10 protein-coding genes are annotated in these 15,228 nt (G+C 52.1%); 5 read left to right on the top strand and 5 right to left on the bottom strand.

The window, feature by feature from the left end; translation table 11 throughout:
* Positions 1 to 89 precede the first annotated feature (89 nt).
* Positions 90 to 1,438 (top strand): IS3-like element IS1397 family transposase gene (locus ACK8NJ_RS17360; RefSeq protein WP_411961832.1). Its coding sequence is split into 2 segments (ribosomal slippage): positions 90 to 570 and positions 570 to 1,438, totalling 1,350 coding nucleotides; the frame shifts between segments, so codons are not numbered across the junction.
* An 88-nt stretch (positions 1,439 to 1,526) separates the two neighbouring features.
* Here the strand turns inward: ACK8NJ_RS17360 and ybaL are convergent.
* Together ybaL and fsr are read right to left on the bottom strand one after the other, a co-directional pair.
* Positions 1,527 to 3,203 (bottom strand): YbaL family putative K(+) efflux transporter, encoded by a 1,677-nt coding sequence (gene ybaL, locus ACK8NJ_RS17355; RefSeq protein ID WP_000546253.1) that lies wholly within the window; start codon positions 3,201 to 3,203, stop codon positions 1,527 to 1,529.
* Positions 3,204 to 3,440: 237 nt separating this feature from the next.
* Positions 3,441 to 4,661 carry a fosmidomycin MFS transporter gene (fsr, locus tag ACK8NJ_RS17350; RefSeq protein WP_001251634.1) on the bottom strand — a complete coding sequence of 407 codons (1,221 nt, stop codon included), beginning with the start codon at positions 4,659 to 4,661 and terminating at the stop codon, positions 3,441 to 3,443.
* A gap of 217 nt (positions 4,662 to 4,878) precedes the next feature.
* Here fsr and ushA point away from each other — a divergent pair, with 217 nt between their 5' ends.
* Positions 4,879 to 6,531, top strand: a complete 1,653-nt coding sequence (gene ushA / locus ACK8NJ_RS17345) for a bifunctional UDP-sugar hydrolase/5'-nucleotidase (protein WP_409023482.1) — start codon at positions 4,879 to 4,881, stop codon at positions 6,529 to 6,531.
* A 36-nt stretch (positions 6,532 to 6,567) separates the two neighbouring features.
* Here ushA and ybaK read toward each other — a convergent pair whose 3' ends face one another.
* The 3 genes from ybaK to copA all read right to left on the bottom strand — a co-directional run bounded on the left by ybaK (position 6,568) and on the right by copA (position 10,978).
* Positions 6,568 to 7,047: a Cys-tRNA(Pro)/Cys-tRNA(Cys) deacylase YbaK gene (gene ybaK, locus ACK8NJ_RS17340; RefSeq protein WP_000186631.1), complete on the bottom strand. Its 480-nt coding sequence runs from the start codon at positions 7,045 to 7,047 to the stop codon at positions 6,568 to 6,570.
* A gap of 203 nt (positions 7,048 to 7,250) precedes the next feature.
* Complete coding sequence (locus ACK8NJ_RS17335; RefSeq protein WP_409023481.1) at positions 7,251 to 8,045, bottom strand: TraB/GumN family protein; 795 nt, start codon at positions 8,043 to 8,045, stop codon at positions 7,251 to 7,253.
* 428 nt (positions 8,046 to 8,473) lie between these two features.
* Positions 8,474 to 10,978: a copper-exporting P-type ATPase CopA gene (copA, locus tag ACK8NJ_RS17330; RefSeq protein WP_411961831.1), complete on the bottom strand. Its 2,505-nt coding sequence runs from the start codon at positions 10,976 to 10,978 to the stop codon at positions 8,474 to 8,476.
* Between the two features lie 262 nt (positions 10,979 to 11,240).
* On the opposite strand from copA, the gene glsA reads away from it, so the two are divergent.
* The 3 genes from glsA (at position 11,241) to ACK8NJ_RS17315 (ending at position 15,161) form a co-directional block, all read left to right on the top strand.
* Complete coding sequence (gene glsA, locus ACK8NJ_RS17325; RefSeq protein WP_411961830.1) at positions 11,241 to 12,173, top strand: glutaminase A; 933 nt, start codon at positions 11,241 to 11,243, stop codon at positions 12,171 to 12,173.
* Positions 12,174 to 12,175: 2 nt separating this feature from the next.
* Positions 12,176 to 13,468 carry an APC family permease gene (locus ACK8NJ_RS17320; RefSeq protein ID WP_000982143.1) on the top strand — a complete coding sequence of 431 codons (1,293 nt, stop codon included), beginning with the start codon at positions 12,176 to 12,178 and terminating at the stop codon, positions 13,466 to 13,468.
* Positions 13,469 to 13,805: 337 nt separating this feature from the next.
* Entirely contained in the window at positions 13,806 to 15,161 is a 1,356-nt protein-coding gene (locus ACK8NJ_RS17315; RefSeq protein ID WP_411961829.1) for a TolC family outer membrane protein, read from the top strand.
* Positions 15,162 to 15,228: the final 67 nt, after the last annotated feature.

The raw sequence follows: 15,228 nt of genomic DNA, 5'->3' as shown, positions 1-15,228 counted from the left end.
TCTGGCATTTGGCTCTCGATGCCTGATGCGACGCTGGCTGAACTGCACCCCAAATGTTGGACATAATCTGACATCTGAAGGTGCAGTTTATGAAACATTCATTTGAAGTAAAACTTGCCGCTGTAAATCATTACCTGGCTGGTCATGCAGGCATCATTTCTACGGCAAAACTCTTTCAACTTTCTCACACCAGCCTCTCACACTGGATTAATCTTTTTCTTCTTCACGGTCCTCGGGCACTGGATTGCAGACACAAGCGTAGCTATTCTCCTGAAGATAAACTTTGCGTGGTTCTTTATGCTCTCGGGCATTCTGAGTCTCTACCCCGGGTAGCTGCCCGGTTTAACATTCCCAGCCACAACACGGTTAAAAACTGGATAAAAGGCTACCGCAAATCTGGTGATGAGGCCTTTATCAGGCGCAGGAAGGAGAAAAGCATGACCCGTTCTGATGATACCCATGAAAACGAGGCAAACATGACGCCGGAAGAGATGAAGAATGAGCTGCGTTATCTTCGCGCAGAAAATGCATATCTGAAAGCCATGCAGGAGCATCTCCTGGAAAAAAAGCGCCAGGAGCTGGAGAAAAAACGAAAGTCATCCGGAGCCTGAGGTGCGGACACTGCCAGTCTGACCTGTTAAAGGCTGCAGGGCTGGCCAGAAGCACGCTGTACTACCAGCTGTCACTGCAGAAGGCTAAGGACAAGTATGCTGATGTGAAACAGCTCATAGCCTCCATCTTCCATGAACACCGGGGATGTTATGGGTACCGGCGGATCCATTGTGAGCTTCAGAAAAGAGGTCTTAAGTTCAGTGGCAAAACGGTGCGAAAACTGATGCAACAGCTCGGCCTGAAGTCTCCTGTGCGCCTGAAGAAATACCGGTCTTACCGGGGAAATATGGGACTCGCTGCAGAAAATATCCTTCAGCGGCAGTTCAAAGCGGAAGCTCCCTGTGAGAAATGGGTGACAGATATCACCGAATTCAGGGCTGGCGGACAAAAACTGTACCTGTCCCCGATACTTGATTTGTTTAACGGGGAAATCGTGGCGTGGGAAACGGCCTGCAGGCCTACAGAGGAGCTGGTGAAGCGCATGTTAAATAAGGGGCTGGAAAGCCTTGCAGAAGGAGAAAAACCGCTGCTCCACAGTGATCAAGGGTGGCATTACCGGATAAAAAGTTATCAGTCTGCCCTGGCAGACAAAGGGTTAGTGCAGAGCATGTCGCGCAAGGGCAACTGTCTTGATAATGCGGTAATGGAGAACTTCTTTGGTCACCTGAAAGAAGAAATGTACTATCGCCGGGACTACAGAAATGTAGAAGAGCTGGAAAATGCCGTTAACGAATACATAACTTACTGGAATCAAAAAAGAATAAAACTCAGTCTTGGGGGACTCAGTCCGGTAGAATACCGGACTGAGCATCAAAAAGCCGGTTAACTGAAACTGTCCAGGTTTTGGGGTTCAGTTCATGGCGCGTCTTATCATGCCTACATATTTTTCATATTTTACATCCGGCAACAACCGTTTACCCCGTCACCACTTCACCCGCCGGTGGCGTTTCCAGCAGTTCCAGCATAGTACGGGCAATTTCACGTTCACCCATCACTACCTGATTCGCGCCACGTTCGGTGATATACGCCACTTCATCGTCATAATGGGCGCGGGCAATAATCTCAATATCCGGATTTTTCGCGCGGGCAGATGCCACAATCTCGCCTGCTTCATAACCGTTGGGGATCGTCAGGATCAGCCATTTTGCACATTCCAGATGCGCCAGTTGCATAATTTCTTCGTTCGCCGCATTGCCCAATACAGCGCGGACCCCACGCTCTCGCAGCTCATCAACACGGGTTCGTGACGTCTCAATCACCACCAGCGGAATATCAGAGGCGAGCAATTTCTCCCCCAGCAGGCTGCCTACACGACCGTAACCAACCAGTAGCGCATGGTTGCAAATATCCACTGGGATCTGCTTCTCTTCTTCGATTGCCTCTTCCAGCGTCTGCTCTTCCAGCGTTTCGGTCTTCGCCAGATATTTCTCCAGTAGTGCGAACAGTACTGGGTTGAGCATAATCGACAGGATCGCCCCTGCCAGTACCAGGTTTTGTCCGGCCTGCGGCAGTAAATTCAATGCCATTCCCAGTCCCGCCAGGATAAACGCGAACTCACCAATCTGCGCCAGGCTGGCGGCGATGGTTAATGCCGTGCGCTGGGAGTGACCAAACAGACGCACAAGGAACAGGGCCGCGACCGATTTACCAAACAGAATAATTGCCAGCGTCGCCAGCACTGCCAGCGGTTGCTGAATCAGAATTAACGGATCAAACAACATCCCGACGGAGACAAAAAACAGCACCGCAAACGCGTCGCGCAATGGCAACGTATCGTGGGCGGCACGGTGACTCAGTTCAGACTCGTTCAGTACCATCCCGGCAAAGAACGCACCGAGTGCAAAGGAGACATCAAACAGCTCTACCGCACCAAAGGCAATCCCTAACGCCAGCGCCAGCACCGACAGGGTAAACAGCTCGCGAGAACCGGTTGCCGCGCTGCGTGCCATAATCCACGGCACCAGACGGCGACCTACCAGCATCATAATGGCGATAAATGCGATCACCTTGCCGATGGTGATCCCCATATCGACTGCAAGAGTGGCAAAGCCCACATCGCCCTGTTCCATCATTCCTGCCACTGCGGGCAGCAACACCAGCGTCAGAACCATTACCAGGTCTTCCACAATCAACCAACCGATGGCGATTTGCCCACGCTGACTGTCTATTAATTGCCGTTCTTCAAGTGCGCGCAGTAACACCACGGTACTGGCGGTGGAAAGACATAAGCCGAACACGATACCGGTCATTAACGACCAGCCCAGCACGGCGGAGAGCGCCATACCCAGCAGCGTCGCCACGGCTATCTGGGCGATCGCGCCGGGAATGGCGATGGACTTTACCGCCATCAAATCCTTGAGCGAAAAATGCAAACCGACGCCGAACATCAGCAAAATAACGCCCAGTTCAGCCAGTTCCGGCGCAAGCTTGGTATCGGCAACAAAGCCCGGAGTGAATGGTCCTGCCAGCACACCCGCTAACAGATATCCCACCAGAGGAGAAATACGTAGTTTATTGGCCAGCATGCCGAGGATAAAGGCGAGCACAAGGCCGCCAACAATGGTGGTGATAAGCGGGGTGGCGTGATGCATTCCGTCTCCTTTTCCTGGTGGTTATTGTCCATTTTTGGCCGGGAAAACCAAAATTACAGGTAATAGTTTATGACAATTTCATTGATGATGTTTATGAATAATTGTTGAATTTTGCAGAAAAATGGAATTAGCTGCAAAAAAAGCACGTATCGGAAAACAGAAGGCGGTTTAACAGAGGAAAGGCTTATGGCGACTGTAAAACGATGCAGCCAAAGTTTGCCTTTGGCTGCAATGAAATCAGTCTTTATGCCGGTTATCAGGCAGGAATATGGTCAACATCCCCAATAGTGGCAGGAAAGCACAGATTTTATAGACTAACTCGATGCTGGTGTGGTCGGCGATAAGCCCCAGAACTGCCGCTCCCAGACCTCCCATGCCGAAAGCAAAACCGAAAAAGAGTCCAGAAACCATACCGATACGTCCCGGAAGCAGCTCCTGAGCGTAGACCAGAATGGCAGAGAATGCCGAAGCGAGGATAAATCCAATAATCACCGTTAAAACCCCCGTCCAGTGCAGGCTGGCGTAGGGTAAAATCAGCGTAAACGGCGCAACGCCGAGGATAGAGCCCCAAATCACATATTTCCGCCCAATTTTATCCCCTACAGGCCCGCCGATCACCGTACCTGCCGCAACGGCAAACAGGAAGGCAAACAGATGAAGCTGAGCATTCTGGATAGATAATCCGAATTTTTGCATCAGATAAAAGGTGTAATAGCTGCTGATGCTCGCCATATAGAAATATTTCGAGAAAATGAGGATTAACAGAATGCTGACCGCCAGTACAACTTTATTGCGCGGCAGTGGATTGATAATCGTCGCTTTGGGTTTTCCTTTATTCATTCGGTGCTGTGCCGAGTACCAACGGCTGATTTGCGCCAACACCACGATCGCCAGCAGTGCCGCAAGCACAAACCAGGCAACGTTGCCTTTGCCATAAGGCGCGATAATCACCGCCGCCAGCAAGGGTCCCAGGGAACTGCCAAAGTTGCCGCCGACCTGAAAGATAGATTGCGCCAGGCCATGCCGCCCGCCGGAAGCCATACGGGCTACGCGAGAAGATTCCGGATGAAAGACCGATGAACCGGTACCGACCAGCGCCGCCGCCAGCAGAACTGCGCCAAAACTGCCCGCCAGCGCAAGCAGCACCAGACCACTTAAGGTAAAGCACATGCCAATTGGCAACGACCATGGCATTGGATATTTATCGGTCCAGTAGCCGACCACTGGTTGCAGTAGCGAAGAGGCGAGCTGGAAGGTGAGGGTTATCATGCCAATCTGCATAAATGTCAGAGAAAATTCTGACTGAAGCAGCGGATAAATCGCCAGAATCAGCGATTGGATCATGTCGTTCAGCAGATGTGAGAGGCTGATAGCACCTAAAATACCAAACGATGTTCGGGCCTTGGTCGTTGACGCAGCCGCGCCCGCCACAGGCTGGGTTTGTTCACTCATTGCCATAGGAAAGTCACTTTTTCAGGGTTGCGATGTAAAGAATGATCTTATTTGTGATTATTACCCGACTAACATACCTGTATGCGTCGCCTGAAGGAAGTCTCAACGCCGAATACAGAATTTCTAATCTGGATGCAGATTTATCTTCACCGGACGCAGACTTGTCTATGATGTCGCGTCATACTATTTTTCAACACGTTGAAATCAGGTCAGGGAGAGAAGTATGAAATTATTGCAGCGGGGCGTGGCGTTAGCACTGTTAACCACATTTACACTGGCGAGTGAAACTGCTCTGGCGTATGAGCAGGATAAAACCTACAAAATTACAGTTCTGCATACCAATGATCATCATGGGCATTTTTGGCGCAATGAATATGGCGAATATGGTCTGGCGGCGCAAAAAACGCTGGTGGATGGTATCCGCAAAGAGGTTGCGGCTGAAGGCGGTAGCGTGCTGCTACTTTCCGGTGGCGACATTAACACTGGCGTGCCCGAGTCCGACTTACAGGATGCCGAACCTGATTTTCGCGGTATGAATCTGGTGGGCTATGACGCGATGGCGATCGGTAATCATGAATTTGATAATCCGCTCACCGTATTACGCCAGCAGGAAAAGTGGGCCAAGTTCCCGTTGCTTTCCGCGAATATCTACCAGAAAAGTACCGGCGAGCGCCTGTTTAAACCATGGGCGCTGTTTAAGCGTCAGGATCTGAAAATTGCCGTTATTGGTCTGACGACGGATGACACAGCGAAGTTAGGCAACCCAGAAAACTTCACCGATATTGAGTTCCGTAAGCCCGCCGATGAAGCGAAGCTGGTGATTCAGGAGCTGCAACAGACAGAAAAGCCAGACATTATTATCGCGGCGACCCATATGGGGCATTACGACAATGGTGAGCACGGCTCTAACGCACCGGGCGATGTGGAGATGGCGCGCGCGCTGCCTGCCGGATCGCTGGCGATGATCGTCGGTGGTCACTCGCAAGATCCGGTCTGCATGGCGGCAGAAAACAAAAAACAGGTCGATTACGTGCCGGGTACGCCATGCAAACCGGATCAACAAAACGGCATCTGGATTGTGCAGGCGCATGAGTGGGGCAAATACGTGGGACGGGCTGATTTTGAGTTTCGTAATGGCGAAATGAAAATGGTTAACTACCAGCTGATTCCGGTGAACCTGAAGAAGAAAGTGACCTGGGAAGACGGGAAAAGCGAGCGCGTGCTGTACACCCCTGAAATCGCTGAAAACCAGCAAATGATCTCGCTGTTATCGCCGTTCCAGAACAAAGGCAAAGCGCAGCTGGAAGTGAAAATAGGCGAAACCAATGGTCGTCTGGAAGGCGATCGTGACAAAGTGCGTTTTGTACAGACCAATATGGGGCGGTTAATTCTGGCAGCACAAATGGATCGCACTGGTGCTGACTTTGCGGTGATGAGTGGAGGCGGAATTCGTGATTCTATCGAAGCAGGCGATATCAGCTATAAAAACGTGCTGAAAGTGCAGCCATTCGGCAATGTGGTGGTGTATGCCGACATGACCGGTAAAGAGGTGATTGATTACCTGACCGCCGTCGCACAAATGAAGCCAGATTCAGGTGCCTACCCGCAATTTGCCAACGTTAGCTTTGTGGCGAAAGACGGCAAACTGAACGACCTTAAAATCAAAGGCGAACCGGTCGATCCAGCGAAAACTTACCGTATGGCGACATTAAACTTCAATGCCACCGGCGGTGATGGCTATCCGCGCCTTGATAACAAACCGGGCTATGTGAATACCGGCTTTATTGATGCCGAAGTGCTGAAAGCGTATATCCAGAAGAGCTCGCCGCTGGATGTGAGTGTCTATGAACCGAAAGGTGAGGTGAACTGGCAGTAATCCGAAAGTGCCGGATGTTCGCATCCGGCACAATGCTTAATCGCGGCGGGCGATATCAGCAAATTTGGCATCGAGGATCTTCGCCAGATCGCCTGCCGCCAGTTCGATATCCAGTCCGCGCTTGCCGCCGGAAACATAAATAGTGGCAAATTCTTGTGCGGGGGCGTCGATAATCGTTGGCAGACGTTTTTTCTGTCCCAGTGGGCTAATCCCCCCAACCAGGTATCCCGTTGAACGCTGCGCGACCATCGGATCGGCCATCTCAACTTTCTTGGCACCCAGCGCTTTTGCTACTTTTTTAAGATCCAGTTGACCTGCAACCGGCGTAACGGCCACGGCAAGGTGTTTCATATCACCGTTCACTGCCACCAGCAGCGTTTTGTAGACCTGATCCGGATTCAAACCTAATTTTTTGACGACTTCATCGCCAAAATTGGTTTCAGCCGGATCGTGCTCGTAGGTATGGATTTGAAACGAAATCTTGTTTTTTTCGAGTAATTTAACTGCGGGTGTCATGGTAATTTTCCTGCCTTAAACAAAAAAACGAAGCAAGCATACGCCTGATGGCGGTCCAAAAAAAAGAGTCATCTTGCCTAAGAGTATTGGCAGGATGGTGAGATTGAGCGACAATCGAGTTACACCGTCGCTTAAAGTGACGGCATAATAATAAAAAAATGAAATTCCTCTTTGACGGGCCAATAGCGATATTGGCCATTTTTTTAGCGCAACATTTGCGGTAAATTCCCTTCTCCATACAGGTGTAGTGCACCGACCGCGACCACATATCGCCCCGGCGGCATGGCGCGTAATTTATCCCGCCAGGCGAGATTTCGCTGATGCATCAACACATCGTACAGCGACTGACTGAACGTATTAGGCAGCGTTATTTCATTATTTTGCGGCGGCGTGTTCAGCCACCAGCTCATCATTTGTTGCAGCAACCGTGCATTGGTGTGCCAGTGGGTCAGCGTATCGTCCAGCAGCGCCAGTCCGTTGTCAGGGAGCTGGAGCAACATGGCAATCTGGTTTTCTGCCCCTTCCAGTTCAATCACGGATTTATGTTGTTGCTTCGCCGCCTGCAATAGCTGGTAATCGATACCATACTCTGCCCGCAGCCCCAGTTTTTGCGCCTGTGTCGCCTGAAGAACCATCGCGATTTGCCACAGCGGTTGGGTAGAAAAGAGTGAGGTAGAAATGCCCATCTCCTGGCTAATGTGCTGCAGGTTTTGGAGTTGCTCCTCGCTAATGCGCTCTTCCAGCGCCTCGCAGGCAGGCAAATTAGCAAAAGGCGTATCGCTGGTGGAAACATCCGCCTCGACGATCAGCGCATCGGCGTTTTTGAGCTTTTTGAGCAAACGGGTGGGCAGGGGAGCCATATCGTGGCTACCCATATGAATACTGCCGAGCAGATGAAAATGGCGATTGCCGGGAAGAGAGATATCGATAGCAGGCCAGGTGTAATGATTACCGCGCAGCGCGGCCCAAAGCGTTTTTACCCGGTACAACAGATCCATACGACCTCCCTTTGTGAAATATCATGCTAGCGCGCAGGGAGGGATGGCGCAAATGGAGTTATGAGGCTTGTTCAGTGGTAGCTTAAATATGATCGAAAAATTGTTTTTGCTTTGAAACGAAAGACTGCACCGGTGTTGGTGGCGTCAAAATCGCCGAGGCGTTCCCTGAAGGCCGGGGCAGCCCACATGGATGTGGGCTGAGGGCGCGTTTTACAGGGATGTTACCTCGCGCCCGACCCGGTAGCCGCAAGGGATAAGCTGAGGGTACCGCGCAGCGGCGATTTTGTTCGCCAGAGCCCGGGGGTGCAGGGGGCGGCGGCGATTGGCCGCCCCCTGCGCGCTCCCTGCGCCAGTCACTTTATATGGCATGACTCATAAAAGGAGCGCAACAAGAACTGGATCTCACAAACGCATTAAGTAAATACCAATCACTCTTTCGGTTTAAACCGCAGTAACCGGTTGGCGTTACTCACTACGGTAATCGACGATAGCGCCATTGCCGCTCCGGCAACCACCGGGTTAAGCAGTGTTCCAGTGAACGGCCACAAAATACCGGCGGCGACCGGAATACCAATGCTGTTGTAGATAAACGCACCGAGCAGGTTCTGCTTCATATTGCGCAGCGTTGCGCGGGAAATCGCGAGCGCATCTGCAACACCCATCAGGCTATGGCGCATCAGGGTAATCGCCGCGGTTTCAATGGCAACATCACTGCCGCCACCCATCGCAATACCGACATCCGCCTGGGCCAGCGCTGGCGCGTCGTTAATGCCGTCGCCCACCATTGCCACCTGACGTCCTTCACTTTGCAGACGTTTGATCGCTTCGGCTTTACCGTCCGGCAGCACCCCGGCGATCACCTCATCAATCCCTGCTTCTTTGGCGATCGCATTGGCGGTGGTTGGGTTATCCCCGGTCAACATCACCAGACGATATCCCGCTTTATGCAGACGTTGCAGCGCCGCCACGCTATCGTTACGCAACGGATCGCGTACTGCCAGCAAGGCCACCGCTTTCCCGTCAACCGCCAGCAGCACAGGCGTTGCCCCTTGCGATGCCTGAGCTGAAATATCTGCCTCAATCGCTTTAGTATCAACTTGCTGGTCATTTAACAGCGCCTGATTGCCCAGCAATACCGCATGACCTTCAGCTTCACCGCTCACACCCAGCCCGCGCAATGTGCGGAAACCGTTGACCTGCGGTAGCTGCATATCACCTGCTTTATCGAGGATCGCCCGTGCCAGCGGGTGGCTGGAACCTTGCTCCAGCGCCGCCGCCAGACGCAATGCTTGCGCTTCATCAATATCAGCAAATGTTTTTACTGCGACAACCTGCGGCTTCCCTTCGGTCAGCGTCCCGGTTTTATCGAACACCACGGTGTCGAGCGTACTGGCGCGTTGCAGCGCGTCGGCGTCCCGCACCAGCACACCAAACTCAGCCGCCCGCCCGACGCCCGAAATAATCGACATCGGCGTCGCCAGTCCCAGCGCACACGGACAGGCGATAATCAGCACCGTGGTGGCAATCACCAGGGTATAAACAATTTGCGGTGCCGGGCCAAAGAAATACCAGATTGCCGCACTGACCAGCGCAATGACTACCACCACCGGCACAAACACAGCGGAGATTTTATCCGCCAGTTGGCCGATTTCAGGCTTGCTGCTCTGGGCCTGGCGCACCATGCGAATGATTCGTGACAGCGTAGTATGGCTGCCGACCGCACTGGCACGAAACAGCACACTGCCGTCCTGTACCACTGTCCCGGCATGGACGCTATCGCCTTCGCCTTTTTGCTGCGGGATTGGTTCGCCCGTCAGCATCGCTTCATCCAGCCATGCTTCGCCCTGGGTAATCTCGCCATCTACCGGCACGCGATCGCCGGTCGTCAGGCGCAGCAACATACCTGGCTGCACTTCTGCCAGAGGCACGCTTTTTTCACCTTCGTCAGTAACCAGGCGCGCCGTCGGTGGGGTTAAATCGAGTAATTTCTCCAGCGCCTTTGAAGAACGCTGACGTGCGCGCGCTTCCAGCATATGACCGAGATTGATTAGACCGATAATCATCGCGCTGGCTTCGTAATAAAGATGTCGCGCTTCCATCGGGAACCACTGCGGCCACAGGTTGACGCTCATCGAATAGAGCCACGCCATGCCAGTACCCAGCGCCACCAGCGTATCCATCGTCGCTGCACCGTTCAGCAGGCTTTTCCATGCGCTGCGGTAAAAATGCCCGCCGGCGAAAACCATTACCGCCAGGGTTATCAGGCCGATAACCAACCACAGGCTGCGGTTGTCGGCGGTGACCATCATGTTATCGCCGATCATCCCCCAGACCATCACCGGGATACCCACCGCCAGTGCGACAATCGCCTGCCAGCGGAAGCGCTTCATCGTAGCGACGGCGGTTTCTTGCTGGCGCTCGCGGCGTTTAGCGTCATCTTCAATCGCTTCCGCGCCGTAGCCCGCTTTTTCCACCGCCTGCACTAAATCTTGTGGGGAGGCACTGCCCATCACCAGCGCAGTACGCTCCGCCAGGTTTACCCGTGCCTGAGTGACGCCCGGTACGCTTTGCAGCGCATTTTGTACGCGGGTGACACAGCTGGCGCAGCTCATGCCGCTCAGCAGCAACTGCTGGCTGTCATCGTCATCGGCGGTCGCTGCCGGAAGCGCCTCAGAAACCGCTGTCAGTGCTTCCGACGGGATTGATGACTCCGCCAGCGGTTTAGCCTTTGGGTGGCTTACAGATGCGTCATAACCCGCTTGTTTGATGGTTTCGATCAGCTGTTCTGCACTGGCAGTCCCGGTAACGTGCGCTTCAGTGACAGACACATCCGCCTGCTCAACATCCGGGCGCTGTTCGAGACTTTCTTTCACGCGTTTAACGCAGTGACCGCAGGACAGGCCGTCCAGGGTCAGGTCGATAGTTTGTGACATAAAACACTCCTTTTAAGACAGTTTTGACTGGCTGTGATAAAGGTTAAACCTTCCAGCAAGGGGAAGGTCAAGAAATTAATAAACCAGGCGGGTAAAAGTCCGTAAAGATTAAAAAATCGGCTCGATTTGCATCAGGATTAGACATTTATCTCTTTGTTTTCCTGTAGTTAAGTTGCGGGTGCTAAGTTAAATCAGGATGCCTGAAAATCGGCACCGGGGTGAGGAATTACCTCCCGCATCTATAAAAAGGAGTTAACAAAAGATGTTAGATGCAAACAAATTACAGCAGGCAGTGGCTCAGGCTTACACCCAATTTCACTCACTTAACGGCGGACAAAATGCCGACTACATTCCCTTTCTGGCGAATGTACCTGGTCAACTGGCAGCAGTGGCTATTGTGACCTGCGATGGCAACATCTATCGCGCGGGTGATAGTGATTACCGCTTTGCGCTGGAATCCATCTCGAAAGTCTGTACGTTAGCCCTTGCGTTAGAAGATGTCGGCCCGCAGGCGGTACAGGACAAAGTTGGCGCTGACCCGACCGGATTGCCCTTTAACTCAGTTATCGCCTTAGAGTTGCATGGCGGCAAACCGCTGTCGCCACTGGTAAATGCTGGCGCTATTGCCACCACCAGCCTGATTAACGCTGAAAATGCCGAACAACGCTGGCAGCGAATTTTACATATCCAACAACAACTGGCTGGTGAGCAGGTAGCGCTCTCTGACGAAGTAAACCAGTCGGAACAAACAACCAACTTCCATAACCGGGCCATTGCCTGGCTGCTGTACTCCGCCGGATATCTCTATTGTGATGCAATGGAAGCCTGTGACGTGTACACCCGTCAGTGCTCCACGCTCATCAATACTGTTGAACTGGCAACGCTTGGCGCGACGCTGGCGGCGGGTGGTGTGAATCCGCTGACGCATAAACGCGTTCTTCAGGCCGACAACGTGCCGTACATTCTGGCTGAAATGATGATGGAAGGGCTGTATGGTCGCTCCGGTGACTGGGCGTATCGCGTTGGTTTACCGGGCAAAAGCGGTGTAGGTGGCGGTATTCTGGCGGTCGTCCCTGGCGTGATGGGAATTGCCGCGTTCTCACCACCGCTGGACGAAGAAGGCAACAGTGTTCGCGGTCAAAAAATGGTGGCATCGGTCGCTAAGCAACTCGGCTATAACGTGTTTAAGGGCTGATCATGATGAACACGGAAGGTAATAACGATAACAAACCCCTCGGTCTATGGAACGTCGTTTCCATCGGTATTGGGGCAATGGTGGGGGCGGGGATCTTCGCGCTGCTGGGGCAGGCTGCGTTGCTAATGGAAGCCTCGACCTGGGTCGCCTTTGCTTTTGGCGGTATTGTGGCGATGTTTTCTGGTTATGCCTATGCGCGCCTGGGGGCGAGCTATCCCAGCAATGGCGGTATTATCGACTTCTTTCGTCGCGGATTAGGCAACGGCGTCTTTTCGCTGGCACTCTCGTTATTGTACCTGTTGACGCTGGCGGTGAGCATCGCCATGGTCGCCCGTGCTTTTGGCGCTTATGCCGTGCAGTTTTTGCATGAAGGCAGTCAGGAGGAGCACCTTATATTGCTCTACGCGTTGGGGATCATTGCGGTGATGACGCTTTTCAACTCCTTAAGCAACCATGCGGTAGGGCGGCTGGAAGTGATCCTCGTCGGCATTAAAATGATGATCCTGTTATTGCTGATCATTGCAGGTGTCTGGTCGCTGCAACCGGCGCATATTTCCGTCTCTGCGCCCCCCAGCTCCGGTGCGTTCTTCTCCTGTATCGGGATAACCTTCCTTGCCTATGCGGGCTTTGGCATGATGGCGAACGCGGCGGATAAAGTGAAAGATCCGCAGGTCATTATGCCACGGGCGTTTCTGGTGGCGATTGGCGTTACCACGTTGCTTTATATCTCGCTGGCGCTGGTTTTGCTTAGCGATGTATCGGCATTAGAGTTAGAAAAATATGCCGATACCGCCGTAGCGCAGGCAGCTTCTCCGCTGCTCGGGCATGTGGGTTATGTGATCGTCGTCATCGGCGCTTTACTGGCGACGGCTTCAGCCATCAACGCGAACCTGTTCGCCGTGTTTAACATCATGGACAACATGGGCAGCGAACGCGAACTGCCGAAGCTAATGAATAAATCCCTGTGGCGGCAGAGTACCTGGGGCAACATCATTGTCGTGGTGTTGATTATGCTGATGACGGCGGCACTAAATTTAGGCTCACTCGCCAGTGTTGCCAGCGCCACCTTTTTGATTTGCTATCTGGCGGTGTTTGTGGTGGCGATCCGCCTGCGTCATGATATTCACGCCTCGTTGCCGATTCTTATCGTAGGTACGTTGGTGATGTTGTTGGTGATCGTTGGCTTTATCTACAGCCTGTGGTCCCAGGGCAGCCGTGCGTTGATATGGATTATTGGTGCAATCTTACTCAGCCTTATTGTGGCAATGGTCATGAAGCGCAATAAAACCGTATAACACCTCTCTGCGCGCAGTACTGCCTGTACTGCGCCTTTGTCTTTAATTCAAATTACCTTTCTTATTCCTTTAATAATTAAGTCACAAAAAAATGATATATACGCGATAAATCTGTGATGCTAATCACTTATTACCGTGGATTATTCTTAATGTGTATGATGGTAATCTAAAAGTCGTAGTGTATTCTAAATAAATAACGTATAAGCTTTTTAGCTGCATTTCTTTGCCCATATCAATGATCGACACAAGAGATGCACAAGTTATTACCCTTCTTAATAAAATGAGATTGGTTATAAAAACCAGTTAAAATAATGACCTGGAAGGAAGTGACTTATCTATGGCGCGATTCCAGTTTAAAAACCGTAAAAATAATGGACTTATTTTTTTTATAAGTTTTATGGTGATGGGAGAAGCTGCAATTGCTGCACCGCTGCCACAATGGGCGAATGCCCCAGCGGTAACGCCAGTTGCCCAATTATCTTTACAGGAAAGTATATTACGCGCCTTTGCGCGAAATCCCGACGTCACTCAACAGGCGGCGCAGATAGGCATTGGCGAAGCGCAAATTGATGAAGCCAAAAGTGCCTGGTATCCGCACGTTGGATTAACCGGCAACGCGGGGCCGTCCCGACAAACGGACTCCAGCGGCAGGCTTGATAACAACGTTTCGTATGGCATAACCCTGACACAACTGGTGTATGACTTTGGTAAAACTAACAACGATATCAATCTGCAAACTGCCGCCCGTGACAGCTACCGCTTTAAATTGATGGCTACCTTAACCGATGTTGCAGAGAAAACGGCGACTGCCTATATGGAAGTCAGTCGTTATCAGGCTTTGTGCGATGCGGCTCAACGCAATATTCACTCGCTGGAAAACGTCTACAACATGGCGGCATTGCGCGCTAACGCTGGCCTGAACTCATCGTCGGATGAATTACAGGCCCAGACGCGTATTGCTGGAATGCGCTCAACGCTGGAGCAATATCAGGCGCAGATGGCGAGCGCCAAAGCGCAACTGGCGGTGCTCACTGGCGTACAGCCGGAGGCGATAGCCGCGCCACCTGCTGAATTAGCCGAGCAGCCGGTATCGCTGAAGAATATTGATTACCAGTCCATCCCGCTGGTGCTGGCGGCAGAAAACTTACGCCAGTCAGCACAGTACGGCGTGGAAAAAACGAAAGCGCAATACTGGCCAACGCTCAGTATTCAGGGGGGTAAAACGCGCTACCAGACCAGCGACCGCTCGTATTGGGATGATCAGCTACAACTGAACGTTAACGCGCCGCTGTTTCAGGGCGGCGCGGTTTCTGCCCAGGTGCAACAGGCCGAAGGGCAACAAAAAATCTCTGCCTCGCAGGTCGAACAGGCAAAACTGGATGTGCTGCAACGAGCGTCTGTGGCATATGCGAACTGGACCGGCGCACGGGGTCGCGAAGAAGCCGGTTTAGCACAATCCGAAAGTGCGCACAAAACGCGAGATGTGTACCAAAATGAATATAAATTGGGCAAACGCAGTCTGAATGATCTATTAACCGTCGAGCAAGATGTCTTTCAGGCGCAATCGGCTGAAATAAATGCCAATTATGATGGCTGGGTCGCCGCCGTAAATTATGCCGCTGCGGTGAATAACCTTATTCCATTAGCGGGAATTAAACAGGGCTTATACAACGACTTACCCGACTTGAAATAATCCTGCCATTATTAATAGTGGGGCGTTGTTAAGTGATTACCTTTGTCTTATTTAGATAAATGGACTC

The organism is Escherichia sp. F1 (assembly GCF_046764225.1).
GTDB classification, from domain to species: Bacteria; Pseudomonadota; Gammaproteobacteria; order Enterobacterales; family Enterobacteriaceae; genus Escherichia; species Escherichia coli.
The sequence above is the reverse complement of the archived record's forward strand: the minus strand, read 5'-3'. Positions and strand labels throughout refer to the sequence as shown.

Coding starts and splice junctions, on each gene's coding strand:
- fsr (WP_001251634.1), bottom strand. CDS start 4,661: ATGGCAATGAGTGAACAAACCCAGCCTGTGGCGGGCGCGGCTGCGTCA.
- ACK8NJ_RS17315 (WP_411961829.1), top strand. CDS start 13,806: ATGGCGCGATTCCAGTTTAAAAACCGTAAAAATAATGGACTTATTTTT.
- ACK8NJ_RS17335 (WP_409023481.1), bottom strand. CDS start 8,045: ATGGATCTGTTGTACCGGGTAAAAACGCTTTGGGCCGCGCTGCGCGGT.
- ushA (WP_409023482.1), top strand. CDS start 4,879: ATGAAATTATTGCAGCGGGGCGTGGCGTTAGCACTGTTAACCACATTT.
- copA (WP_411961831.1), bottom strand. CDS start 10,978: ATGTCACAAACTATCGACCTGACCCTGGACGGCCTGTCCTGCGGTCAC.
- glsA (WP_411961830.1), top strand. CDS start 11,241: ATGTTAGATGCAAACAAATTACAGCAGGCAGTGGCTCAGGCTTACACC.
- ybaL (WP_000546253.1), bottom strand. CDS start 3,203: ATGCATCACGCCACCCCGCTTATCACCACCATTGTTGGCGGCCTTGTG.
- ybaK (WP_000186631.1), bottom strand. CDS start 7,047: ATGACACCCGCAGTTAAATTACTCGAAAAAAACAAGATTTCGTTTCAA.
- ACK8NJ_RS17320 (WP_000982143.1), top strand. CDS start 12,176: ATGATGAACACGGAAGGTAATAACGATAACAAACCCCTCGGTCTATGG.